We start from the raw sequence: 22,062 nt of genomic DNA on the forward strand, positions 1-22,062 counted from the left end.
GGCCATGGATTTTCAAGGGTTACGCGGCTGGAGCTTTCGCCTCCTGCAGCAGTTGCTGAATCATCTTTTCCTGCGTCTCGTAGCGACCTTCTCCGAAGTGGGTGAAACGCACTTGCCCTTTGGCGTCGATCAGGTAATGCGCGGGCCAGTACTGGTTATCGAAGTTGCGCCAGATCGCGTAGTTGTTATCGATGGCTACCGGGTAAGTGATGCCGAGCTTTTTCACCTCATCCCTGACATTGCTGATGATGCGTTCAAAACCGTATTCCGGGGTGTGGACGCCGATTACCACCAAGCCATCCTTCTCGTACTTCTGCGCCCAGTCCTTCACGTACGGCAGGGTGTGCTGGCAATTGATGCAGTCGTAAGTCCAGAAATCGACGAGCACCACTTTGCCTCTGAGCGATTCACTGGTCAGTGCGGGCGAATTGAGCCATTCCACCGCGCCGGACAGCGACGGCATCGGGCCTTGGGCGTTGTCGAGGGTGGGTTCGGCCTTGGCCTTGCTTACCAGGTATTCGACGACTTTGGGGACGCTTTGCAGCACGCCTTTTTCCAGCACGCTGACGCCTTCGGACGACGCCCCGGCCAACAGCGTCTTGTCGGCACCGGTAGAAATCATCAGCGCTGCGGCCAGGACCGCAAAACCGGTGGCGCGCCGCAGCCAACCCGTGACCGGAATCGAGGCCTTCAGGCGATTGACTAAACCGCGTCCGGCAAAAATCAGCATACCCAACGACAGTGCACTGCCCAGGCCGTAGGCCACCAGCAGCAGGCTGGTTTGCGCATTGGCGCCTTGCAGCATGGCGCCGGTAAGGATCACCCCGAGAATAGGCCCGGCGCACGGCGCCCAGAGCAGGCCAGTGGCGACGCCGATCATCAGCGAACCCAGCGGCCCGGACATGTTGCGCGTCTGGGGGTCGAGGCGATTGCCCAGTAACACGAACGGGCTGGCCAGCCAGCCACTGATCCGCGCCGAGATCAACGACAAGGCAAACAGCGCCATCACCACCAGTGCCACATGACGTCCGGTGTTGTTGGCCTGAATCACCCATTCACTGCTGACCACGGCCAGGCTGGAAATCAGCGCGAAGGTCAGGACCATGCCACCAAGGGTAAGCAGGATCGACGAGCGTGTGCGGTCGATACCGGCGAACAGAAACGGCACGACCGGCAGGATGCAAGGGCTGAGGACGGTCAATAAGCCGCCCAGGAATGCGATGAGGAACATAAGGGTCTCCTGATGAAATGTGGGCCGGGCTCAGTTATCGCTGTGGCACTCGGCAAATTTGCGATAGTTCAGGATCTCGGTCTTGCCCTGCGAATTCAGGTAGGTCAGCTGGGCATCGACAATGCCGCAGGCAGCCCCGGCATCCTGTGTCAATGCCACCACTTTCTGGATGTCCAGGTGCGTGCCGTAGGTGTAGGTCTGCGGCGTGACGTCGGCGTCGGCGCGGGCCGAGAAGGTGCAGATATTCAGGGCGGCAAACAGGCAAGTGGCATAGAGGGTATTGGTGTTCATGGTCGTTTCCTCAAGGCTTCAAGGGTTGGGTCGTTCAGTTGAGCCGAGGCGCTTGGGTTGGCCTCGATGTGGCTCATTAGAAGCCCGCGAGGTATCTCGTCTGTGTCAAAAACAGGCGCGGATAAATCGGTTCGTATCAGGACCCCGTCCCGATACACAGCCATACAAAACCCCGGAAATTGTTGTTTTTGCCTCTGCATGTATCCTTCGCCACAGCAGATACACTGCAATACAAACCGCCGCGGGCGAACGAGCTCAGCCTCTATAGACTGAGCCGCAATTCCCATTGACAGAGGCTTGGCCCATGGAACACGTTGATCACATCCTCATCGTGGACGATGACCGTGAGATTCGAGAGATGGTAGGCAACTACCTGAAGAAGAACGGCCTGCGCACGACCGTGGTTGCGGATGGCCGTCAGATGCGCTCGTTTCTCGAGTCCACGCCGGTAGACCTGATCGTGCTTGACATCATGATGCCCGGCGACGATGGCCTGGTGCTCTGCCGCGACATTCGCGCCGGCAAACACAAGGCCACGCCGGTGCTGATGCTGACCGCTCGCAACGACGAAACCGACCGCATCATCGGTTTGGAAATGGGCGCTGACGATTACCTGGTCAAGCCGTTCGCCGCCCGTGAATTGCTGGCGCGCATCAACGCTGTGCTGCGCCGTACGCGCATGCTGCCGCCCAACCTGGTTGTTACCGAAACGGGAAGGTGGCTGGGGTTCGGGCGCTGGCGCCTGGACACCTCCGCCCGCCATCTGCTTGATGAAGACGGCACCATGGTCGCCCTCAGCGGCGCTGAATATCGCCTGCTGCGGGTGTTCCTCGACCATCCGCAGCGGGTACTCAATCGCGACCAGTTGCTCAACCTGACCCAGGGCCGTGACGCCGACCTGTTCGACCGTTCCATTGATCTGCTGGTCAGCCGCCTGCGCCAACGCCTGCTTGACGATGCTCGCGAGCCGGCTTACATCAAAACCGTACGCAGCGAGGGGTATGTCTTCTCGCTGCCGGTGCAAGTGCTTGGAGCACCGGCATGAAGCCTTCGCTGCATTGGCCTCGTACCCTCATCTCGCGGCTGTCGCTGATCTTTCTGGTAGGGCTGACCCTGTCGCAGGCCTTGTCCTTCGGCGTGCAGTATTACGAGCGTTACGAAACCGCAAAAAACACCATGCTCGGTAACCTGGAAACCGATGTATCGACGTCCATTGCCATCCTTGACCGCTTGCCCGCCGAGGAACGCATGAGTTGGTTGAAACAACTGGATCGACGCAATTACCGCTATTTGCTCGACGAAGGCTCGCCAGGCGTCGCTCTGCGTGACACGCCGATTGCAGTGACCTCGATCAAGGAGGCCATCGGCAAGGATTACCCGATGACCGTGACAGACATTCCCGGGCCTATCAAACATTTCCAGGTCCATCTGAAACTGGCCGACGGCAGCCCGGTGACCATCGACGTGCGCCCCTCGATGGTGCCGTTGTCGCCGTGGCTGCCGGTGGTTTTGCTGGGCCAGTTGGCCTTGATGATTCTATGCGCGTGGCTGGCTGTGCGCATTGCCATACGCCCGCTGACCCGCCTGGCCCAGGCCGTGGAAAACCTCGACCCCAATACTCACCCGGTGCATCTGGATGAACAAGGCCCGACCGAAGTCGCACACGCGGCCATCGCCTTCAATGCCATGCAGGCGCGCATTGCGGCCTATCTGAAAGAACGCATGCAACTGTTGGCGGCGATTTCCCACGACCTGCAAACCCCAATCACGCGCATGAAGCTGCGTGCCGAATTGATGGACGACTGCGGCGACAAAGACAAATTGTGGAATGACCTCGGCGAGATGGAACACCTGGTGCGTGAAGGCGTTGCCTATGCCCGCAGCGTGCATGGCGCCACCGAGGAAAGCCGCCGTACCGATCTTGATTCATTCCTCGACAGCCTCGTGTTCGACTACCAGGACATGGGCAAGGACGTGCAGCTGAGCGGCAAAAGCAACGCAGTGATTCACACGCGGCCCCACGCGCTGCGCCGAGTGCTGGTAAACCTCACGGATAACGCGCTCAAATTTGCCGGTGCAGCGCAGCTGCGGGTCGAGCCGAAGGAGGGCGACAGCCTCTCGGTGACCGTAATGGATCGTGGCCCCGGCATCGCCGAAGAGGAGCTGGCCCGGGTGATTGAGCCATTTTACCGCGTGGAAAATTCGCGCAACCGCAGCACCGGCGGCACGGGCCTGGGGCTGGCTATCGCACAGCAACTGGCACAAGCCCTTGGCGGCTCCCTGACCTTGAGAAATCGCGAAGGCGGTGGACTGTGTGCTGAACTTAGATTACCGGCGCGCTTATCGTAGGAGGAGCCAATCACCAGGGTTGTGGCACGGGGCGTCACGCCGCTGCTCGCCGCACCGTAGGCGCTGACCATGGTGCTTAACGAAAAGGTCGTGACCGCGAGCATGCTTGAGGCAATGATGCCCAATATCTTATCGACGGCGTCGGCACCCATGCGGGCGGACAACGACTCGGGAATGTAGTCCTTGAAGACAACGGCGAGTAACGCGGTCGCAATACCCAGCAAGGAAAACAGGCTCGCCCTGAACCAGAGCCGTTTGGTCAATTGGTGTAGCACCCAGCGCCAGCGTGCGAGCATTTTTGGTTACCGCACACGGAATGACTCGCTTGAACATATCTGACATAGCACATGATTTAACATAATATACATTATGCGTACCTTCGTATTTTTACGTGGGGGGCTCGGGTGGTCAGATTTGAAGCCTGACGCGCGTCTTATCGTTACTTGAATAATCACCCCATACGGCTACTTGCAGGTTCGTACTCGCTGCGGCAACCTGCTCGGCTCAATCATGATGGAACCTGATCTGTGATGTCACCAGTTGCAATGAACGATCCAAATCTGCAGGCATTCATCGCCCGGTTGATGGTCGACAAGCTGGCCGCTTGCTCATCAGTTCTTAACGCTCCGTTGCCAGGTGACGGTATTCAGTTCCCGGTCAACAAGCTCGTGGTCAAAGGATACGAACCCTTGAGGTGTCACCACAATTGCCGGGTGCATCAGCTTCGTAACCAAGGCGACGTCATCTACGGCTGGAACCTCTATTCCGGGATGATCGAGGGCGACTTGTTCTACGTGGCCCAGCCTCATGCGATTTGGAAGAAGGATGATCAGTACGCCGATGTTACCCCTGAATTCGATAAGCGGATCAGCCACATTCAGACGTTCACGTTCCTGCCCGATAACCGTGTGCCGATCGGCCACACCATTAGGTTCAAAATTCCACCCTTGTTCATCCACGGTGCAGGAATGTATTGCTGGGCTTCCGGTCTTAATAATAACAGCAGGTATTCGAAGGACTATTTCGAGGTAATGACGATGAGTTCAGATTTCGCCATCGAGGCGCTAAACCTCGCTCCGAGTTGACGCCGAGGGCGTTCAATTGCATAACTAAACTAAATGACTATTTAGTTTAGTTATATTGGTTAAACCAAGACAGGTGTCAGAAAAAGGACCAACTCAGTGCTGGTCGATACCGTCGATGTGCTGGTGAACAACCATTTGAATCCAGGGATTTTACCCAAGAATGGCACGCTTCTGACGACGGTTGTATTCAGATCCGAATAAACACCACCCACAGCAATGGTCTGGCCAAACGGCGAAAAAAACCGGGAAGTCAGCGAGGTTGTGTTGATTGGCGGCACGCCATTCATGGCATTGGAATAATCAGGCTCATCCTTTGAAAGGATGACATCCAGCAGCACGCCCTTATCGTTAACGATCGGAGTCACGTCGAGCGACAAAGCAGCCTGCTTGAAGGATGTCGACGTTGCACCATCGCCGGCCGATTGCTGATAAGGAACCTGAGAGCCTTTAACAATTTTGGCTTGATGACGGTCAGAGGTATAAACGCGAGGACTGGAAATCACCCTGCCCTTACCTTCCTGCTCCATCGCTGAAAGCCTGGCATCGAGCGTTAAAGCGCTTGAGACAATGCAAACAGCCCCGTTGGAGGCAGAGTTTGGGTCTACCTACCAGAGCTGATCGAGGGACCAAACGCTGGCCTTACAAGCGTGCGAGGAAAGCTACTATCCCTGACAGCGCAAATGGAAATGGCGATAGGAAGTGACCGAAAGCACCCGCTATGGCACTGCTTGCAAGAGCTGAAAAGCTGCGTAGCAGTCGACGATTAAAAGCAAACGGGAGGTATAAAAAAACCGCTCAAGAGAGCGGTTTTTTTTATCATTCTGTATTGTCGGGTGTGCGGTAGATTTGGAGCCAATGCCGATCTGGCTCGCTGGTCGGCGGAGCATATTCGTCGTCACGAATAGTGCAGTATCGACCATACTTTGAGACAACTGTCTTACCGTTCATCGTGACCTCCTGAAAGGAGCCGCCGTTTTTACCCACTTTTTGATGGGGGCCTACAAAAATTGCCATATAGATATCCTTGATGTGCTTTCCATGGCTCATGGCCATCACACATATCCTTGCATACGATGGTTTTTTTAGCTATCTAGCTTTGGTTGAAAAAAATAATGCGGCACATCCTCCTAGTTTTTGCCTGGTCTCGGCATGTTCTAGGCTCCGCATAATGCACGCTATGTGTAAATCCGACGCCGGAGCTTCGCGATGATCCCGGCGCCAGATTCGACCCTTGGCCGGCATCGCTAACATACGTGCACCACATTATGCGAACCGTACTATACGGAGCTGGGGGGCTCTGGTGGTCAGATTTGAAGCACGGTTGAGGCTCGGGGTTCAGATTTCTGCGGAATAGCCTTAGCCTGGCAATCTTGGCGTCAGGCTTAGCAGTGGATTCTCCTCAACTGAACACGCTCTGGCCTTGCGAGCTCTTTGCCGCTGCCGCAGGCTATGTCCTCAATCAAAAAGGAGTCTTTAATGTTACCCATGGCATTGAGCAATGGAAATTTGCCGAAATTCATCCAGAAGATAATGTCTGAAGAAATCACCGGGAATGCCTTGCCGCTCGGGAATCCTGAGCCAATAGACGGATCGTATTTCGAGGTAAAAAAAATCCTGGCCCCCATTTACCCGGTACTACAATGTCACCACAACTGCCGGATTCATCAACTCAATAATCAAGGTGAAGTGATTTACGGCTGGAATCTGCTGACAGGCGTGATCGGAGGGAATACGTACTGTGTTGCCCAGCATCATGCAATCTGGAGAAAAAACGGTTACTACTTGGACGTCACCCCAGAGCTAAACCCTGCGATCACAAAAATCACCTTCCTCCCCGATAACCGGCTGCAAATTGGTCATGGCATTACGATCAGCACTCCATCCCTGTTGCTTTGGGGCGCAGGAAGTATCGGATGGTGTGATGGCATTCAAGACGACAGCATAATGAAGCCCCATTACTTCGAAACGATCAAACAAAGTTCTACGTCAGCGACAGTTGCATTGGCATTGACTCCTCCCTGATCACTTGGCAGCCACTATCAATATAACTAGACCGAATAGTCATTTAGTTTAGTTATATGCAGGCTGCTTATCGCCTCTACTGGAACCCGGGCCAGGTTCTTAGGCTCCTACATCTTGAATCGATCAACCGACTGCGACAGCTGCCCTGCCAGGCTGGATAGCTCATCGGTGGTCGATGCCGTGCCCGCGATTACCCGGCTGTTACTTTCCGACATCCCCGCAATCCTCTCCACCTGATGAGCAATCTCATTACTGGCCAGGCTCTGCTCGCTAATAGTGCGGGAAATATCATTGACCAATTCAGTGGTACTCAGCGTAGCCTGGAGGATCTCGCGAATGGCGCGTTCCACTTCGGCAGTCACTGCCATGCCCTTGTCCACTTGAGCAACGCCCTCCTCCATGCTGATCACCGCTGCTCGGGTGTTCTGCTGGATGCTCCCAACCATGCTGGCGATTTCCTGGGTGGAGGCGCTGGTGCGTCCCGCCAGGCTGCGCACTTCGTCGGCCACGACTGCAAAGCCGCGCCCTTGTTCACCGGCGCGGGCGGCTTCGATGGCGGCGTTCAGGGCCAGCAGGTTGGTCTGGTCGGCAATCCCCTTGATCACCTGGATGATGCTGTAGATCGCTTCAGACTCCTTGTCCAGTGTGCGGATCACTTGGGCTGACTGTTGGGCAGAACGGGCGATGCCGTCCATGTCGCTGACCACCTGGTGAATGACGCGGCCGCCGTCCTTGGCCAGGGTTTCAGCCTGGCTGGCCATGTCCAGGGCACGCTGGGCGTGACGGGTGATTTCTTCGATGCTGGCGGTCATTTCGCTTGCGGCGGCGGCCATGGTGCTGGCGGCGACGCTTTGTTGCTGGCTGCTGCCTGCCACTTCATGGCAACCCTGGCTGAGGCGCTCGCTCATGCCATTGACGCCATGGGCGTTGCTGCGAACCACTTCGATCATGCCGCGCAAATCCCGCTGCATCGTCGCCAGGCTGCGAATCAGTGCACTGGCTTCGTCCTGGTTCTTGGGTTCGACAATCGGCTCGCTCAGGTTGCCATGGGCAATGCTCTGGGCAATATGGCTGGCGGTGCGCAACGGCCCCATGATGCTCAGGGTCACCCAACGTCCTTGTGCCAGCAGCAACAGCAGGCTCGCGCCCAATACGATAATCAAGGTCCAGTTGGCGTTACTGATGGTTTGCCGGGTACCGGTGCTGGTGAGTTGGGTATTGTTTTCGATCAGTTCGCTCAACGCCGCCATTTGTTCTTCCAACTGGCTGAACGCGGCATTGAAGGTCTGCAGTTCCCCTCGTGCGGCCTCGGGGTTCTCCAGGGCCAGGGCGACGATGCGCTCGCCGGCGCTGATGTAGGTGTCCAGACTGGGTTTGATTTTTTCCAGGCTGGCCTTGATCGAGGCGTCCAGTGGCAGCTTGAGGTTTTCCGCCAGCACCTCGCGGAAGTGTTCGGCATGCTCCTTGATCGAGCTGTTGACCTCGGCCGGCGTACTGGTGCTTTTGCCCAGCCCGACCAACATGGCAGAAAGCACATCCGCACGCAGGGCGTCGTGCATCATGTCGGCTTCCATGTGGTTGCGCAGTACCGTCATGCTGACGTCGTTGTCCTGTACCGCATCGGCCATCCGCGTATTGCCCAGGTAGCCAGCCAGGCTCATGATCAAAGCGGTGAGCAACCCGGTCGCAATCAACAGCACCAAGCGTAATTTGATCGTCATAGTGGTACCCCGTGCCAGGCCTGCCGGTTGGGAACCCAACCGTTTGAGTGTCGCTGCTAGCTGTATCGGCAGCTGTTGCTTGTTAGTGAAGCCTAAGTTTGCGGATCTGCGCGGTTCCCTTAAGCTGAGCGTCCGTTGCTCTACCTGGATCTGCCAAATGCCTCAACGTATCGCCCGTCTGGCCTTGTTGCTGGGCTTGATCACCGCCGTCGGCCCCTTTGCCATCGACATCTACCTGCCAGCGCTGCCCACCCTGGGCGCCAGCCTCCAGGCCTCGCCGGCGGCGGTGCAGATGAGTTTGACGGTGTTCTTCATGATTATCGGCGTGTGCCAGTTGTTCTACGGCCCCCTCAGCGATGTGTTCGGGCGTAAACCACCGATTTATGCGGGTTTGGTGATCTTTGCCATTGGCAGCGTCGGCTGCGCACTGGCCCCGACTATCGAAGTGCTGATCGGCTTTCGAGCCATACAAGCGTTCGGTGCCTGCGCGGGGATGGTGATCCCAAGGGCGATCGTCCGCGACCTGTACACCGGCCATGAAGCCGCGCGTCTGATGGCTTTGTTGATGCTGGTGATGAGTGTTTCACCGATCCTCGCGCCTTTGGCCGGTAGCCTGGTGATTTCGATCTGGAGCTGGCGCGAAGTGTTTGCCGTGTTGGCGGTGGTGGCCGTGCTGTGTCTGGTGATGACCGCTGTACAACTACCAGAAACCCACCCGGCCGAGCGCCGCCTGGGCAAGACCCTGGGCCAGGCGTTCGGCAGCTATGGCGCCCTCCTGCGCGACCCGGTTTTTACGGGATTGTCGGTGGTGTGCGGGTTTGGCCTGGCTACCTTCTTTGTGTTCATCGGTAGCGCGCCCTTCGTGTATATCGAGTATTTCGGCCTGACGCCTACCCAGTTCAGCCTGTGCTTTGCCCTCAACGCGGCCTCGTTTTTTGCCATGAGCCAACTGACCGCACGCCTCAGCGCCCGCTTTGGGCTGGCGCCGTTGATTCGCTGGTCGGTGGTGGGCGTGGCGGCGGTCATGAGCTTGCTGGCGGCGACTACGCTGTGGGGCGACAGCCTGGCCCTGATGATGGGGCTGTTGTTTATTGGTTTTGGCTTTCTTGGCCTGCTATTGCCGGCGGCCGGGGTGTTGTCGTTAGAGGATCACGGTGCAGTGGCCGGTTCTGCGTCTGCACTGCTGGGCGCGATCCAGATGGTCACTGCTGCTGTTGCGATGACCTTGGTGGGCGTATTTGCCGACCACACCCCGGCGCCGATGTTGATCGGTATCGCGTTGTGTGCGCTTGCCGCGATGCTGACCACCTGGTGGACGCTGCGGCGCTTACCGGCTCATTTGGCTTCAAGCGCCCCGCCCTCCTCCTGAGTATGGTTGTAGCAGCCAACGGTAACCACGATGCGAAGCGAGTCGCTCTTGATCTTGCCGTTGCTCTGCTTTTGATCTTGATCTCAGGCGCCCCGTTAAACCACGCTGGCCGAACGCAGGCTTGAATTCGTGGGTAACCCGGCAGGACGCCGGGTTAGCCGTCCTGGGCCAAGGATGGCCCATGACGGCGGCCCACGGATTCAAGCCGGAGTGAGGGCACACCGAGCCCAGGCGAGGTGCCGAGTGGTGGGGCAAAAGCGTTTTGCTTACTTTTGCGCTTTTCAAAAGTGAGCCGCTGTCAGAGCGGAACCCTAGGTGGCCGTTACCTAAATAACGGATATGTACTCGGTCTAACTGTGTTGACTGTCAGGCCATCATCGCAGGCAAGCCAGCTCCCACATGCCCCCGCCGCCTACAAATCAAACCGATCCACCGCCCGCCGCCGCTCATTGTCGTCACGCACGTCATAGCTGGCAGTGGTCTGGATGTTAGTGTGATGCGCCAGCTTCTGCGCAATCGACAAATCATGCTCCTCGATCACCCGCGTGATAAACGAACGACGGAAATCATGGGGCATGATCTTGACCCCCACCTGATCACCACGCTGGCGCGCGATGTAGTAAATCGCATGCTTGGTGATGCGTTCCCGGGTGATATGGCTGCCTCGACGGATGCGGTTAAACAGGAAGCTGTCGTCCTGCTCACCTTCCTTGAGCTGCTCGCGACGAAACGCCAGCCAGGCCTGAAGTTTGGCAAACGCCCAGTCCGGCGCGTACTTGACCAGTTCCTTGTTGCCCTTGCCGATCACGCGCAAACTGCGCTCGTCAAAGTTGACCTGCGCCAGGTCCAGGTTGACCGACTCCGACTTGCGCATGCCCGAGCCATATAACAGCCCGATCACCGCGGCATCCCGCAGGCCCTGGGGCCGAGGGTCGGCGGCGCAGACGTCGAGCATCTCGCGGATCAACGTGCGGCGCAGGTTGCGGCCCTGGCCCAGGCGCGTACCGGGTGTGGCCTTGACCGAGCGCATCTTCAACAGGTGGTCCTGGCTGATCAAGCTCATGCGCCACGCCTCGTTCATCACCCCGCGCACCGCATTCACATACAGCGACGAGGTGTTCGGCGCAAAGCCGTCCTCGCGCAAGGCAGCCACCAATGCAATAACGTGTTCGGGCTGCAGCAGGTGCCAGTCAATCTCTTCCAGGTTGAGGTCTTCAAAACCCAGGCGGTCGGCGGCATCCTGCAGCACGTAGCGCATGGTCAGTTGGCTGGAAGGCGCCAGGCGGGTGAGATAAAGGGTCAGCGGGTTGCAAATGGACTCGGTCAAGGTAGATCAGCCTTTGGATTAAATACACCGACCAACTATTTGATTAATCGATGTATTTAGTGGGTTGGCGAAGGCCGAGTCTAACCCAGGACCGGCCCTGGCACAAAATCACGGGGCTGTATCGTCGTCCTCGCTGGCTGCCTGGGGTTGGGCCAGGGACTGGCTCCAGTCGGCGTCCTGTTGCTGCATCAGCGCGAACCACTGCTGGCGCATAAAGGCGAGGTAACTGTCCGGCGCCTTGGCAAAGTCCTTCTCGTCGCCATAGCAACCCGGCAGTGGCAGTTCGGTGCCCTGCTCCTTGTATTGGCTGACCAACGCTTGCTGCGCCGTGACGCTGCAGTCAGTGGGTAGTGGCATGCCGCGCAAGGCGCCCGCGTCTTCATCCCACCAACTGGCGCCCACGCGGTCAAGACCACGCAGACGATACTTCTCGGACTTGCCGACATGCATGATCAGCTTGAATTCGTTGGGGCTGACGTCACTGGTGCAAGCGCGTGAATAGCCGACGGTAGCCTGGGTATTGCCATCGCCCAGCAGGTCGGTGACCTTGGTGGCGGCCCGGTCAAAGCGCAGCCCGGCGTCGAACTCGCAGTGCTGCACATCGTCATACAGCATCCAGACGCGCTTGGGGCGCTCGCCACTCAGCACGTACTGCGCCGCGTAGACAAAGGCCGATTGGGTACCATCGTCATCGCGCTCACCGGCTTGCTCGGCGAGTACCAGCAGGTTTTTGCCCTGGCGGTCATCCCAGGTATACGCGGCGACTTGCTTGCCGCGCACTTCCACCCCTTCCGGCACCTGCTCCAGAGGCGTCAGCGCAACGCCCTGATCGGCCCGCACGCTGGTGGCACAGGCCACCGTCATCAACAATCCCATCAGCACGGGCCGCAATGGGCCGCGCAAAAGCTGCACGCTATTCATCCGAGTACCCTGGCAAGAGAGGGCTTACTTTACCGGCACTTGAGCGCCAATGCAGAGAAGATTGTTGAAGGGCGCTCATTGGCCCGATCACCTCGCTCAAATTGAACCACGCGCCCTGCACGAAGCTCCGATATCGCCCTGTGAGGCTTACCTGTAACGCCTTGATTACTTAGCTGAACCCTAGCTGTCTGCCTGTCAAATAAACGAGTTTTTCATCCGCCTTTCATATTCGTTGCACATTTTTGCGCTTAACCTTGTAGACAACACTTAAGAGCAATCCGTGGATTATCGACTAACCTATTGAAAACGCATCATCTTTAGCCCCGTTTTGTAACCTGCGGGCTGTAGTTTTGCCCAATGAACGCTGCTGTTTTCACGCTTGAAGTCGCTTTAGCCCGAGGTCATGAATCTTTGAAACCCTACCCTATTCATTGCGTGTCGATCGTTATCCCGGTCTACAACGAACAAGAAAGCCTGCCTGAGTTGCTGCGCCGCACCACGGCGGCCTGCAAGCAACTGGCTTACGAATACGAAATCATCCTGGTGGATGACGGTAGCCGCGACAATTCGGCCCAACTGCTCGAAGACGCCGCCGCCGAAGACGGCAGCAACGTGGTAGCGGTGATCCTTAACCGCAACTACGGCCAGCACGCGGCGATCATGGCCGGCTTTGAACAGTGCCGTGGCGAAGTGGTGATTACCCTCGACGCCGACCTGCAGAACCCGCCGGAAGAAATCCCGCGCCTGGTCGAGCAAGCCGCATTGGGCTACGACGTGGTCGCCACCGTGCGCAATAACCGCCAGGACTCGGCCTTCCGCCGCTGGCCGTCGCGCTTGATCAACCTCGCCGTGCAGCGCTCTACCGGCGTGGCCATGACCGACTACGGCTGCATGTTGCGCGCCTACCGCCGCACCATCGTCGACGCCATGCTCGCCTGCCGTGAGCGCAGCACGTTCATTCCTATCCTGGCCAACGGCTTTGCCCGCCACACCACGGAAATCCTCGTGCACCACGCTGAACGTGAGCACGGCGAATCCAAGTACAGCGCCATGCGCCTGATCAGCCTGATGTTCGACCTGCTGACGTGCATGACCACCACGCCCTTGCGCCTGCTGTCCATCGTCGGCTTTAGCCTCGCGGCGCTCGGCGTGCTGTTTGCCTTTGCCCTGATTGTCATGCGCCTGGCGTTCGGCGCCGACTGGGCGGGTGATGGCCTGTTCGTGCTGTTCGCGGTGCTGTTCGTGTTCACCGGGGGCCAGTTCATCGGCATGGGCCTGCTGGGCGAATACCTGGGCCGCATGTACAGCGATGTACGCGCCCGCCCACGCTTCTTTATTGAAAAAGTGCTGCGCAACCAACCGGCAGCACCGGCTCCAGTCGTCGTGGTTGACGGCCTGGTGTCTTCCCATACGTCTACTTCTTCTTCGGATCAGGTCCAGTCATGAGTTCAAAAGCTGTTGTATTCGCCTACCACGATATTGGCTGCGCAGGCATTGAAGCGCTGCTCAGCGCCGGTTACGACATTGCCGCCGTGTTCACCCATGCCGATGACCCCAAGGAAAACAACTTCTACGGTTCCGTCGCCCAACTCTGCGCACGCAACGGCATCCCGGTACATGCTCCGGAAGACGCCAACCACCCGCTGTGGATCGAACGCATTGCCAAGCTGAACCCGGAGTACATCTTCTCGTTCTACTACCGCAACCTGCTGAGCGAACCGCTGTTGGCCACCGCCCGCAAAGGCGCGTTCAACCTGCACGGCTCGTTGCTGCCTAAATACCGTGGCCGCGCCCCGGCCAACTGGGTGTTGGTCAAAGGCGAAACCGAAACCGGCGTGACCCTGCATCGTATGGTCAAGCGTGCCGATGCCGGCGCCATCCTGGCCCAGCAGAAAGTCACCATCGAGCGCAGCGATACCGGCCTGAGCCTGCATGCCAAGCTGCGTGATGCGGCCGCTGCCCTGCTGCGCGATGCCCTGCCACAGCTGGCCCAAGGCAAGCTGAGCGAAACCGCCCAGGACGAAAGCAAAGCCACCTATTTCGGTCGTCGCACCGCCGCCGATGGCAAGCTGGACTGGAAACAGCCCGCCGAGCAACTGTTCAACCTGGTGCGTGCGGTGACCCAGCCGTACCCGGGCGCCTTCTGCGCCGTGGGCGAGCACAAGCTGATCGTGTGGCAAGCCGACGTGGTCAAGGGCAACGAAGGTCTGGCGCCTGGCCGTGTGATCAGCGTCAACCCGCTGCGCATTGCCTGCGGTGAAGATTCCCTGGTGGTCAAGTTCGGCCAGCGCAACGAAAACGGCCTGTACCTGGCGGGCCCGTCCCTGGCCGATGAACTGGGCCTGGTGGATGGTTCTGTACTGCGCGGCGCCGAGTCAGGCCGCAAGCCGCGCCGCACTCGCGTGCTGATTCTGGGCGTCAACGGTTTTATCGGTAACCACTTGTCCGAGCGCCTGCTGCGTGACGACCGCTACGAAGTCTATGGCCTGGACATCGGCTCCGACGCCATCGAGCGCCTGCGCAGCCACCCGAATTTCCATTATGTGGAAGGCGACATCAGCATCCACACCGAGTGGATCGAATACCACATCAAGAAATGCGACGTGGTGCTGCCGCTGGTGGCTATCGCTACGCCGATCGAATACACCCGTAACCCGTTGCGCGTGTTCGAACTGGACTTCGAAGAAAACCTGAAGCTGGTGCGCTACTGCGTCAAGTACAACAAGCGCGTGATTTTCCCGTCGACCTCGGAAGTCTACGGCATGTGCCAAGACCAGTACTTCGACGAAGACACCTCCAACCTGGTGGTGGGCCCAGTCAACAAGCAGCGCTGGATCTACTCCGTCTCCAAGCAACTGCTGGACCGCGTGATCTGGGCCTACGGCGACAAGGGCCTGAAGTTCACCCTGTTCCGTCCGTTCAACTGGATGGGCCCGCGCCTGGACCGCCTGGACTCGGCGCGCATCGGCAGCTCCCGCGCCATTACCCAACTGATCCTGAACCTGGTGGAAGGCACACCGATCCGTCTGTTCGACGGTGGTGAGCAAAAGCGTTGCTTCACCGACATTGCCGACGGCATCGAAGCCCTGGCGCGCATCATTGATAACGACAATGGCGTGTGCGACGGCCAGATCATCAACATCGGCAACCCTGAAAACGAAGCCAGCATCCGCCAGTTGGGCGAAGAGCTGCTGCGTCAGTTCGAGGCCCACCCGCTGCGCCACAACTTCCCGCCGTTCGCTGGGTTCCGCGACGTCGAGAGCAAGGCGTTCTACGGCACGGGCTACCAGGACGTGGCGCACCGCAAGCCAAGCATCGAAAACGCCAAGCGCCTGCTGAACTGGGAGCCGAGCGTGCAGATGAGCGAAACCATCGGCAACACGCTCGATTTCTTCTTGCGTGAAGCCATGCTTGAAATTGCGGACAAAAAGTAATGCAGGCAGGTCTTCGCATCGACGTCGACACCTACCGCGGCACCCGTGAAGGTGTGCCACGGTTGCTCGACTCCCTGGCCGAAGCTGGGGTCAAAGCGACGTTCTTCTTCAGTGTCGGGCCGGACAACATGGGGCGCCATTTGTGGCGCCTGATCCGCCCGCAGTTTTTGTGGAAGATGCTGCGTTCCAACGCTGCCGGCCTGTATGGCTGGGACATCTTGCTGGCCGGCACCGCCTGGCCAGGCAAGCCGATTGGCCGCGACCTGGGGCATTTGATGCGCCAGGCCAAGGCCGCCGGGCATGAAGTCGGCCTGCACGCCTGGGACCACCATGGCTGGCAGGCCAACACCGGGCGCTGGAGCGAGGCACAGCTGGTCGAGCAGATTCGACGCGGCGTAGACACCTTGAGCGACATCCTCGGCGAGCGCGTCGACTGTTCAGCGGCCGCCGGCTGGCGTGCCGATGAGCGCGTGGTGCAAGCCAAGCAAAGCTTCAACTTTCGCTACAACAGCGATTGCCGGGGCACCAGCCTGTTTCGACCAACCTTGGCCGATGGCAGCGCGGGCACCCCACAAATTCCGGTAGACCTGCCGACCTTCGACGAAGTCGTCGGGCCGGTGGTGGCTGCCAACGATTTCAACCGCTTCATTCTTGATCGGTTCAGCGCGTCAAAGCTGAACGTCTATACGATCCACGCAGAAGTAGAAGGGATTCTGATGGCCAATGATTTTCGCCAGTTGCTCGCCCAGGCCGGGCAGCGCGGCATTGATTTCAAACCTTTGGGCGAGCTGTTGCCTGCGGATGTGACCACCCTGCCCCAGCAACAGCTGGTGCGCGGCGCCTTGAGCGGCCGCGAGGGTTGGCTGGGAGTGCAGCAGGCATGATCCGCCGCTGGGCGTTGCCCCTGCTCCTGCTGGCGTTTGCCGTGTTCTACCTGCTGCCATTGGCCACCCATGGCCTGTGGATTCCAGATGAAACCCGCTATGCGCAAATCAGCCAGGAAATGCTGCTGACCGGCAAGTGGGCCGCGCCGCACTTCATGGGCATTCGCTACTTCGAAAAGCCCGCCGCAGGCTATTGGATGATCGCGCTGGGCCAGGCGATCTTCGGGCAGAACCTGTTCGGCGTGCGGTTTGCCTCGGCATTGAGCACCGGTTTGAGCATTCTACTGGTGTATCTGGTCTCTCGCCGGTTGTGGAACGACCCGCAAAAAAGCCTGGTCAGCACGCTGCTCTACATGAGCTTCGTCAGCGTGGCCGCGCTGGGCGGCTATGCCAACCTGGACCCGCAGTTCACCTTCTGGGTCAACCTGACGGGCGTGGCCTTGTGGTTCTGTTTCGACAGCACCACACGGCGTGCGCGCTTGTGGTCCTGGGCCTTGCTGGGCCTGGCGTGCGGCATGGGCTTCATGACCAAGGGCTTCCTGGCCTGGTTGCTGCCGGTGCTGGTCGCCCTGCCCTACGCCGTCTGGCAAAAACGTTTTGGCGAGTTGTGCAAATTTGGCCCTGTTGCCGTGGTGGTGGCGATTGCTGTCAGCGTGCCGTGGGCCCTGGCCGTGCACCTGCAAGAGCCGGACTACTGGCATTTCTTTTTCTGGCACGAGCACATTCAACGCTTTGCCGGTGAAGACGCCCAGCACGCCGAACCCTTCTGGTATTACTTGCCGCTGCTGGTCGCGTTCGCGCTGCCGTGGGTCGCCGTTCTGCCGTCCGCGCTCAAGCAGGCCTGGCTGCAACGACGCGTGCCGAAAACCGCGTTCCTGTTGCTGTGGTTGTTGATGCCCCTGGCCTTTTTCAGCCTGGCCAAAGGCAAGCTGCCCTCCTACATCATGCCGTGCATGTTGCCCCTGGCCTTGCTGATGGGCTCGGCCCTGAGCGACAAACTGGCTCAAGGCCACGGCCGCGTGCTGCGCATCAATGGTTGGTTGAACCTGGCGATCGGTGTGCTGGTATTGCTGGCCCTCAGCTGGTTCCAGTTGAAGAAGCCGGTATACGAACCGGGTGAGGAAACCCTCAGCCTGGTGCTGGTGTTCATCTTCTTGTTCGGTTGGATCGTGGTCAATCTGCTGCAAGCGGCACGCCCGCTGAAATTGTGGGCCGCGCCGCTGATCGGCAGTGGCTTACTGGTGCTGCTGGTGCCTGCCGCATTGCCCCACTCGGTGGTTTACAACAAGACCCCGGACCAATTCATCATCGATCACATCGACGAGTTGCAGCCCAGCGTTGCCCTGCTGAGCAACGACCTGGGCGCCGCCTCGGCGTTGTCCTGGCGCCTCAAACGCCCCGATATCACGCTGTACAACACCTCGGGTGAGGTCAAGTACGGCCTGGCTTACGAGGACACGGCGCCGCGCCTGGTCGACCGTAACCGCATCCAGTCATGGATGGCCGAAACCCGTCGTACCGGCGCGGTGGGCGTGGTGATGCGCGTCAATAGCACCGGTGAAAAGGAAGAGCTCGCACTGCTGCCCACCGACGGAAAACGGTATGCGCAGGGCAAGATCGTGATCCTGATTTTCCCGCAGGTCGCGCCATGATCACCCTGCTGCTACTGCTCACGGCCTGCCTGTTCACTTGCATGGGCCAGGTCTCGCAAAAGTTTGCCGTGGAAAGCTGGCGCGGCATGCCGGATGGCTGGGTATCGAAACTGCGCTCGCCGTGGTTGTGGTCGGCGCTGGTGTGCCTGGGCCTGGGCTTGCTGGTGTGGCTGCTGGTGTTGCAGCGCCTGGAAGTGGGTATTGCCTACCCCATGCTCAGCCTGAATTTTGTGCTGGTCACGCTGATGGCGCGCTTTGTGTTCCACGAGCCCATTGATGGCCGTCACTGGCTGGGTGTGGGGCTGGTGATTGCCGGCGTGGTCTTGCTGGGGCGTCAGGTATGAGTCGCGTGCGGGGTTTCGCCCTGGCCCTGGGCAGTGTCGGCCTGGTGAGTGGTGCCCAACTGGGCATGCGCTGGAGTATGACGCGCCTGCCGCTCCCCTCTGAATGGCTGGCCGCCTTCACGGATAACCGCATCGACCTGGGCGCCCTGGGCGTGGTGATCCTGGCGATCATCGCCTATGCGCTGTCGATGCTGTGCTGGCTCGGCGCACTGAAGCACTTACCCCTGGGCCGCGCCTATTCGCTGCTCAGTATCAGCTACGCGCTGGTGTATTTGCTGGCCGCCTGCCTGCCGGTGTTCAACGAAGATTTTTCGCTTTCAAAAACCCTGGGGGTGGCCTTGGTCATCCTCGGTGTACTGGTTATCAACTCTCGTCGTGCTAGCACCTCAAGTCCCAGGAATACCCCATGAAAATCAGTGTATTTGGTAGTGGTTACGTTGGTCTGGTCCAGGCCACTGTATTAGCCGAAGTCGGTCACGATGTCATTTGCATGGACGTTGACAAGCACAAGGTCGAATCGCTGCAGAAAGGTCACGTGACCATCTTCGAGCCGGGCTTGGCAGCCATGGTCAAGGACAACCTGGAAAGCGGACGCCTGCGCTTTACCCACGATGAGAAACTCGCCGTCGAACACGGTGAAGTGCTGTTTATTGCCGTGGGCACGCCGTCGGATGAAGACGGTTCGGCCGACTTGAAATACGTGCTGTCGGTGGGTGATGCAGTTGCCCGCCACCGCGTGGCGCCGGTAATCCTGGTGGAGAAATCCACCGTACCGGTCGGCACCGGCGACACGTTGCGCGATCACATCCTCAATAACCTGCGCGCCGCCGGCCGTGAGCTGCAGTTCGATATCGTCTCCAACCCGGAATTCCTCAAGGAAGGCTCCGCCGTTGCCGACTGCCGCCGCCCGGACCGGATCATCATCGGCTGTGAGCGTGAAGAAGTACGTGACGTGATGCGCGACCTGTACGCGCCCTTCAACCGCAACCACGACCGCATCATCTTCATGGACCTGCGCAGCGCCGAACTGACCAAGTACGCCGCCAACTGCATGCTGGCCACCAAGATCAGCTTCATCAACCAGATCGCCGAACTGGCCGAACACCTGGGCGCCGACATTGAGTCGGTGCGCCTGGGCATTGGTGCCGACTCGCGCATCGGCTACCACTTTATCTACCCCGGCTGCGGTTATGGCGGCTCGTGCTTCCCCAAAGACATGCGCGCCCTGATTCACAGTGCCAAGCAGGCCAACTGCTCCAGCGACCTGCTCGAAGCCGTGGAAGCCATCAACCAGCGCCAGAAGAGCAAGCTGTTCGAGCGCATCAACGCGTTCTTCCAGGGCAACCTCAAGGGCAAGACGTTCGCTCTGTGGGGCCTGGCCTTCAAGCCCAACACCGATGACATGCGTGACGCCCCCAGCCGTGTGCTGATGGAAGCGCTGTGGGCCGCTGGCGCCAATGTGCGTGCGTTCGACCCGGAAGCCATGCAGGAAACCCAACGCATCTACGGGGACGACCCGCGCCTGATGCTGATGGGCACCCCGGAATCCACCTTGGGCGGCGCCGATGCGTTGATCGTGTGCACCGAGTGGCAGCAATTCAAGGCACCGGACTTTGACCTGATTCACCAGCGCCTGAAAACCCCGGTGATCTTCGACGGCCGTAACCTGTACGACGGCGAACGCCTGGCGCGCAAAGGCTTCAAGTACTTCCCCATCGGCCGCGGCGACTCCTGCGAGTTGCCGATCCCCCAGCAAAACTGGGTGGAACAGGCCAAGGACGCTTGCTAGGTGAACATCGCCTTACCGTCCGCGCAGCGTGCAACGATCCGTCACCAGTCCCTGGGGCTTGGGCTCTTGGCGCTGGTGCTGTTTATCGCCGGCAACTGGCACCAGGCGATCATCGGCTTTGATTCGCGCTTCGTGGTGTTTGCCCAGGAAATGCTGCGCCATGGGCCAAGCTTCTTCCCCACCACCTATGGCCAGCCGTATGCCGATTACCTGGCGACGTCGACCCTGCTGACGTGGCTGCTGTCGTTGCCCTTGGGCCAGGTCACCAGCCTGACGGCGTGGCTGCCCACGGCGGTGGCGTCGGCGCTGATCGTGGTGCTGGTCTATCGCCTCACCGCGCCCTACTCGCCGCGTTGGGGCCTGCTGAGCATTGCGATGCTGCTGCTCAGCAGTACCTTCATCAGCGAAACCCGCGCAGTCTCCCTGGATCAGATGCTCGCCGCCGTGGCGTTGGCGGTGTTCTACCTGGGCTATGCCCATGACCATTTCGCCGCTGCAAAGCGCCTGCATTGGGTGTTTTTGCTGCTGCTGTTGGGGTTTGCCATTCGTGGCCCGATTGGCCTGGTGATCCCTACGGGTGTGTTGTGCAGCTACTACCTGATCAACCGCCAGTGGCGCCAGCTGTTCAGCTTCGGCCTGCTGGCACTGGCGCTGCTGGCGGCGTGCGTCGGCCTGTTGCTGCTGCTGGCCAAGCTCAGCGGCGGTGAAGACTTTATGCATGACGTGATTCGCATGCAGTTCCTGGGGCGCATGGATGGCAGTGGAGGCTCCGGCGGCGTGCTGTATTACTTCACCAGCTCTTTGGGCAATTACGCCCTGGCCTATCCCACTGCGTTGTTGGTGCTGCTGGCGGTGCTGATGGGCGATCGACGCGCGCCGGACCCAGCCTTGAAGCTGGTGCTCTACTGCGCAGCAGCGGCTGTGCTGGTGATGCTGGGCCTGTCGGTGCCTCAAGCCAAGAAAGCGCGTTATATCCTGCCGATGTTGCCGATGGCCGCGATCATTGCCGCGTACCCCTTCCAGGCCACGCAAGGGCGACTGTTTGCCTGGCTGCGCGCCTTGATGCTGGGCATCTGGACGCTGTTGCCAGCGCTGCTGGCCATTGGCCTGGTGGTGGCGCGGCGGCGTTACCCGGAGCCGCTGGCCGACCTTGCGTTGATCTTCGTCGTGCTTGGTGTGCTGCAGGTGCTGGCCCTACTGGCATTGTTCCGCTCGCGGCTGCGCACCTATGGGCCCGCCTTGGCCGCCGTACTCGCCCTGTGGAGCACCTACATCATGGCGGTCGAACCCCTGGAACGTCATGTGTACGACACTCGCACCTTCAGCCTCGCCGTCAAGGCGCACGTTCAGCAGCAACCGGCGCCGCTGGTGTTGCATGCACTGGGCAAAGACGCGAAAGCCATTAAGTTCATGGTCAACTTCGATTGCGACAAGGTGCCGTTGTTTACTCAGCTGCCCGCCGAATTGAAACCCGTCCAGGCGCCGGCATGGATAGTGATGAGCCTGGCCGACTTCCAGGCGCTGGACGATCCGCGCCTGCGCTCAATCACGCCGACGCTCACGGCAGCGTTCGACAAAACCCCCTATGTGTTGCTGCATTTGGCAAAAACCTCGACGCCCTGAGTGCTTTTCTCGCTGCATTG

Annotated in this window: 21 protein-coding genes and 2 pseudogenes; 14 read left to right on the top strand and 9 right to left on the bottom strand. The window is 59.4% G+C overall.

Annotated elements, in window-relative coordinates; all coding sequences use genetic code 11:
• Positions 1 to 19: 19 nt before the first annotated feature.
• Entirely contained in the window at positions 20 to 1,231 is a 1,212-nt protein-coding gene (locus tag MF6394_RS19550; protein WP_078467343.1) for a cytochrome c biogenesis protein DipZ, read from the bottom strand.
• A gap of 30 nt (positions 1,232 to 1,261) precedes the next feature.
• Positions 1,262 to 1,522 (bottom strand): DUF2790 domain-containing protein, encoded by a 261-nt coding sequence (locus MF6394_RS19555; RefSeq protein WP_078467344.1) that lies wholly within the window; start codon positions 1,520 to 1,522, stop codon positions 1,262 to 1,264.
• 304 nt (positions 1,523 to 1,826) lie between these two features.
• Here MF6394_RS19555 and MF6394_RS19560 point away from each other — a divergent pair, with 304 nt between their 5' ends.
• Entirely contained in the window at positions 1,827 to 2,567 is a 741-nt protein-coding gene (locus tag MF6394_RS19560; protein WP_044273799.1) for a response regulator, read from the top strand.
• Positions 2,564 to 3,871 carry a sensor histidine kinase gene (locus MF6394_RS19565; protein WP_078467345.1) on the top strand — a complete coding sequence of 436 codons (1,308 nt, stop codon included), beginning with the start codon at positions 2,564 to 2,566 and terminating at the stop codon, positions 3,869 to 3,871. The genes MF6394_RS19560 and MF6394_RS19565 overlap by 4 nt, the downstream gene beginning before the upstream one ends.
• Here MF6394_RS19565 and MF6394_RS19570 read toward each other — a convergent pair.
• Positions 3,856 to 4,167: pseudogene (locus MF6394_RS19570) on the bottom strand (DUF2254 family protein); the annotation flags it as partial. The gene MF6394_RS19565 and the pseudogene MF6394_RS19570 overlap by 16 nt on opposite strands.
• Before the next feature lie 234 nt (positions 4,168 to 4,401).
• On the opposite strand from MF6394_RS19570, the gene MF6394_RS19575 reads away from it, so the two are divergent.
• Positions 4,402 to 4,956, top strand: a complete 555-nt coding sequence (locus MF6394_RS19575; RefSeq protein ID WP_153046026.1) for a hypothetical protein — start codon at positions 4,402 to 4,404, stop codon at positions 4,954 to 4,956.
• A gap of 59 nt (positions 4,957 to 5,015) precedes the next feature.
• Here MF6394_RS19575 and MF6394_RS19580 read toward each other — a convergent pair whose 3' ends face one another.
• Together MF6394_RS19580 and MF6394_RS19585 are read right to left on the bottom strand one after the other, a co-directional pair.
• A complete protein-coding gene (locus MF6394_RS19580) occupies positions 5,016 to 5,483 on the bottom strand; it encodes a hypothetical protein (protein ID WP_078467347.1) in 468 nt (155 codons plus the stop codon).
• A gap of 289 nt (positions 5,484 to 5,772) precedes the next feature.
• Positions 5,773 to 6,009: a hypothetical protein gene (locus MF6394_RS19585; RefSeq protein WP_202971611.1), complete on the bottom strand. Its 237-nt coding sequence runs from the start codon at positions 6,007 to 6,009 to the stop codon at positions 5,773 to 5,775.
• A 335-nt stretch (positions 6,010 to 6,344) separates the two neighbouring features.
• Here MF6394_RS19585 and MF6394_RS34185 point away from each other — a divergent pair, with 335 nt between their 5' ends.
• Both MF6394_RS34185 and MF6394_RS19590 read left to right on the top strand, forming a co-directional pair.
• A complete protein-coding gene (locus MF6394_RS34185) occupies positions 6,345 to 6,494 on the top strand; it encodes a hypothetical protein (protein WP_161952175.1) in 150 nt (49 codons plus the stop codon).
• The gene (locus MF6394_RS19590) at positions 6,487 to 6,978 is read left to right on the top strand and encodes a hypothetical protein (RefSeq protein ID WP_153046027.1); all 492 of its coding nucleotides are present in this window, start codon (positions 6,487 to 6,489) and stop codon (positions 6,976 to 6,978) included. The genes MF6394_RS34185 and MF6394_RS19590 overlap by 8 nt, the downstream gene beginning before the upstream one ends.
• 107 nt (positions 6,979 to 7,085) lie before the next feature.
• Here the strand turns inward: MF6394_RS19590 and MF6394_RS35210 are convergent, their stop codons facing one another.
• On the bottom strand, positions 7,086 to 7,949 hold the full coding sequence (locus MF6394_RS35210; RefSeq protein ID WP_371914714.1) for a methyl-accepting chemotaxis protein: 864 nt from the start codon (positions 7,947 to 7,949) through the stop codon (positions 7,086 to 7,088).
• Positions 7,944 to 8,699, bottom strand: a pseudogene (locus MF6394_RS35215) (MCP four helix bundle domain-containing protein); the annotation flags it as partial. The gene MF6394_RS35210 and the pseudogene MF6394_RS35215, both read right to left, overlap by 6 nt.
• A 157-nt stretch (positions 8,700 to 8,856) precedes the next feature.
• Here MF6394_RS35215 and MF6394_RS19600 point away from each other — a divergent pair.
• On the top strand, positions 8,857 to 10,068 hold the full coding sequence (locus tag MF6394_RS19600) for a multidrug effflux MFS transporter (RefSeq protein ID WP_044273838.1): 1,212 nt from the start codon (positions 8,857 to 8,859) through the stop codon (positions 10,066 to 10,068).
• Between the two features lie 412 nt (positions 10,069 to 10,480).
• Here the strand turns inward: MF6394_RS19600 and MF6394_RS19610 are convergent, their stop codons facing one another.
• Together MF6394_RS19610 and MF6394_RS19615 are read right to left on the bottom strand one after the other, a co-directional pair.
• A complete protein-coding gene (locus MF6394_RS19610) occupies positions 10,481 to 11,395 on the bottom strand; it encodes a site-specific integrase (RefSeq protein ID WP_078467350.1) in 915 nt (304 codons plus the stop codon).
• 108 nt (positions 11,396 to 11,503) lie between these two features.
• The gene (locus MF6394_RS19615; RefSeq protein ID WP_047710871.1) at positions 11,504 to 12,316 is read right to left on the bottom strand and encodes a M949_RS01915 family surface polysaccharide biosynthesis protein; all 813 of its coding nucleotides are present in this window, start codon (positions 12,314 to 12,316) and stop codon (positions 11,504 to 11,506) included.
• A 411-nt stretch (positions 12,317 to 12,727) separates the two neighbouring features.
• On the opposite strand from MF6394_RS19615, the gene arnC reads away from it, so the two are divergent.
• The 8 genes from arnC to MF6394_RS19655 are packed head-to-tail and all read left to right on the top strand — an operon-like array spanning position 12,728 to position 22,042.
• Positions 12,728 to 13,762, top strand: a complete 1,035-nt coding sequence (gene arnC / locus MF6394_RS19620) for an undecaprenyl-phosphate 4-deoxy-4-formamido-L-arabinose transferase (protein WP_003191219.1) — start codon at positions 12,728 to 12,730, stop codon at positions 13,760 to 13,762.
• Complete coding sequence (gene arnA / locus MF6394_RS19625) at positions 13,759 to 15,750, top strand: bifunctional UDP-4-amino-4-deoxy-L-arabinose formyltransferase/UDP-glucuronic acid oxidase ArnA (RefSeq protein ID WP_044273842.1); 1,992 nt, start codon at positions 13,759 to 13,761, stop codon at positions 15,748 to 15,750. Before arnC ends, arnA begins: the two co-directional genes overlap by 4 nt.
• The gene (arnD, locus tag MF6394_RS19630) at positions 15,750 to 16,634 is read left to right on the top strand and encodes a 4-deoxy-4-formamido-L-arabinose-phosphoundecaprenol deformylase (protein WP_047710873.1); all 885 of its coding nucleotides are present in this window, start codon (positions 15,750 to 15,752) and stop codon (positions 16,632 to 16,634) included. Before arnA ends, arnD begins: the two co-directional genes overlap by 1 nt.
• A complete protein-coding gene (gene arnT, locus MF6394_RS19635) occupies positions 16,631 to 18,286 on the top strand; it encodes a lipid IV(A) 4-amino-4-deoxy-L-arabinosyltransferase (protein WP_078467351.1) in 1,656 nt (551 codons plus the stop codon). Before arnD ends, arnT begins: the two co-directional genes overlap by 4 nt.
• A complete protein-coding gene (gene arnE / locus MF6394_RS19640; protein WP_047710875.1) occupies positions 18,283 to 18,630 on the top strand; it encodes a 4-amino-4-deoxy-L-arabinose-phosphoundecaprenol flippase subunit ArnE in 348 nt (115 codons plus the stop codon). The genes arnT and arnE overlap by 4 nt, the downstream gene beginning before the upstream one ends.
• On the top strand, positions 18,627 to 19,040 hold the full coding sequence (gene arnF, locus MF6394_RS19645) for a 4-amino-4-deoxy-L-arabinose-phosphoundecaprenol flippase subunit ArnF (RefSeq protein ID WP_078467352.1): 414 nt from the start codon (positions 18,627 to 18,629) through the stop codon (positions 19,038 to 19,040). Before arnE ends, arnF begins: the two co-directional genes overlap by 4 nt.
• The gene (locus MF6394_RS19650; RefSeq protein ID WP_034135652.1) at positions 19,037 to 20,419 is read left to right on the top strand and encodes a UDP-glucose dehydrogenase family protein; all 1,383 of its coding nucleotides are present in this window, start codon (positions 19,037 to 19,039) and stop codon (positions 20,417 to 20,419) included. The genes arnF and MF6394_RS19650 overlap by 4 nt, the downstream gene beginning before the upstream one ends.
• Positions 20,420 to 22,042, top strand: coding sequence for an ArnT family glycosyltransferase (locus MF6394_RS19655; RefSeq protein WP_078467353.1), 1,623 nt, complete (start codon positions 20,420 to 20,422; stop codon positions 22,040 to 22,042).
• Positions 22,043 to 22,062: the final 20 nt, after the last annotated feature.

It is taken from the genome of Pseudomonas sp. MF6394, from assembly GCF_002018845.1.
GTDB lineage: Bacteria > Pseudomonadota > Gammaproteobacteria > Pseudomonadales > Pseudomonadaceae > Aquipseudomonas > Aquipseudomonas lactis.

What these genes read in the sequence shown, in the direction of transcription:
- MF6394_RS19550 (WP_078467343.1), bottom strand. Translation starts at nt 1,231, where the DNA reads ATGTTCCTCATCGCATTCCTGGGCGGCTTATTGACCGTCCTCAGCCCT.
- MF6394_RS19555 (WP_078467344.1), bottom strand. Translation starts at nt 1,522, where the DNA reads ATGAACACCAATACCCTCTATGCCACTTGCCTGTTTGCCGCCCTGAAT.
- MF6394_RS19560 (WP_044273799.1), top strand. Translation starts at nt 1,827, where the DNA reads ATGGAACACGTTGATCACATCCTCATCGTGGACGATGACCGTGAGATT.
- MF6394_RS19565 (WP_078467345.1), top strand. Translation starts at nt 2,564, where the DNA reads ATGAAGCCTTCGCTGCATTGGCCTCGTACCCTCATCTCGCGGCTGTCG.
- MF6394_RS19575 (WP_153046026.1), top strand. Translation starts at nt 4,402, where the DNA reads ATGTCACCAGTTGCAATGAACGATCCAAATCTGCAGGCATTCATCGCC.
- MF6394_RS19580 (WP_078467347.1), bottom strand. Translation starts at nt 5,483, where the DNA reads ATGGAGCAGGAAGGTAAGGGCAGGGTGATTTCCAGTCCTCGCGTTTAT.
- MF6394_RS19585 (WP_202971611.1), bottom strand. Translation starts at nt 6,009, where the DNA reads ATGGCCATGAGCCATGGAAAGCACATCAAGGATATCTATATGGCAATT.
- MF6394_RS19590 (WP_153046027.1), top strand. Translation starts at nt 6,487, where the DNA reads ATGTCTGAAGAAATCACCGGGAATGCCTTGCCGCTCGGGAATCCTGAG.
- MF6394_RS35210 (WP_371914714.1), bottom strand. Translation starts at nt 7,949, where the DNA reads ATGCAGCGGGATTTGCGCGGCATGATCGAAGTGGTTCGCAGCAACGCC.
- MF6394_RS19600 (WP_044273838.1), top strand. Translation starts at nt 8,857, where the DNA reads ATGCCTCAACGTATCGCCCGTCTGGCCTTGTTGCTGGGCTTGATCACC.
- MF6394_RS19615 (WP_047710871.1), bottom strand. Translation starts at nt 12,316, where the DNA reads ATGAATAGCGTGCAGCTTTTGCGCGGCCCATTGCGGCCCGTGCTGATG.
- arnA (WP_044273842.1), top strand. Translation starts at nt 13,759, where the DNA reads ATGAGTTCAAAAGCTGTTGTATTCGCCTACCACGATATTGGCTGCGCA.
- arnD (WP_047710873.1), top strand. Translation starts at nt 15,750, where the DNA reads ATGCAGGCAGGTCTTCGCATCGACGTCGACACCTACCGCGGCACCCGT.
- arnT (WP_078467351.1), top strand. Translation starts at nt 16,631, where the DNA reads ATGATCCGCCGCTGGGCGTTGCCCCTGCTCCTGCTGGCGTTTGCCGTG.
- arnE (WP_047710875.1), top strand. Translation starts at nt 18,283, where the DNA reads ATGATCACCCTGCTGCTACTGCTCACGGCCTGCCTGTTCACTTGCATG.
- arnF (WP_078467352.1), top strand. Translation starts at nt 18,627, where the DNA reads ATGAGTCGCGTGCGGGGTTTCGCCCTGGCCCTGGGCAGTGTCGGCCTG.
- MF6394_RS19650 (WP_034135652.1), top strand. Translation starts at nt 19,037, where the DNA reads ATGAAAATCAGTGTATTTGGTAGTGGTTACGTTGGTCTGGTCCAGGCC.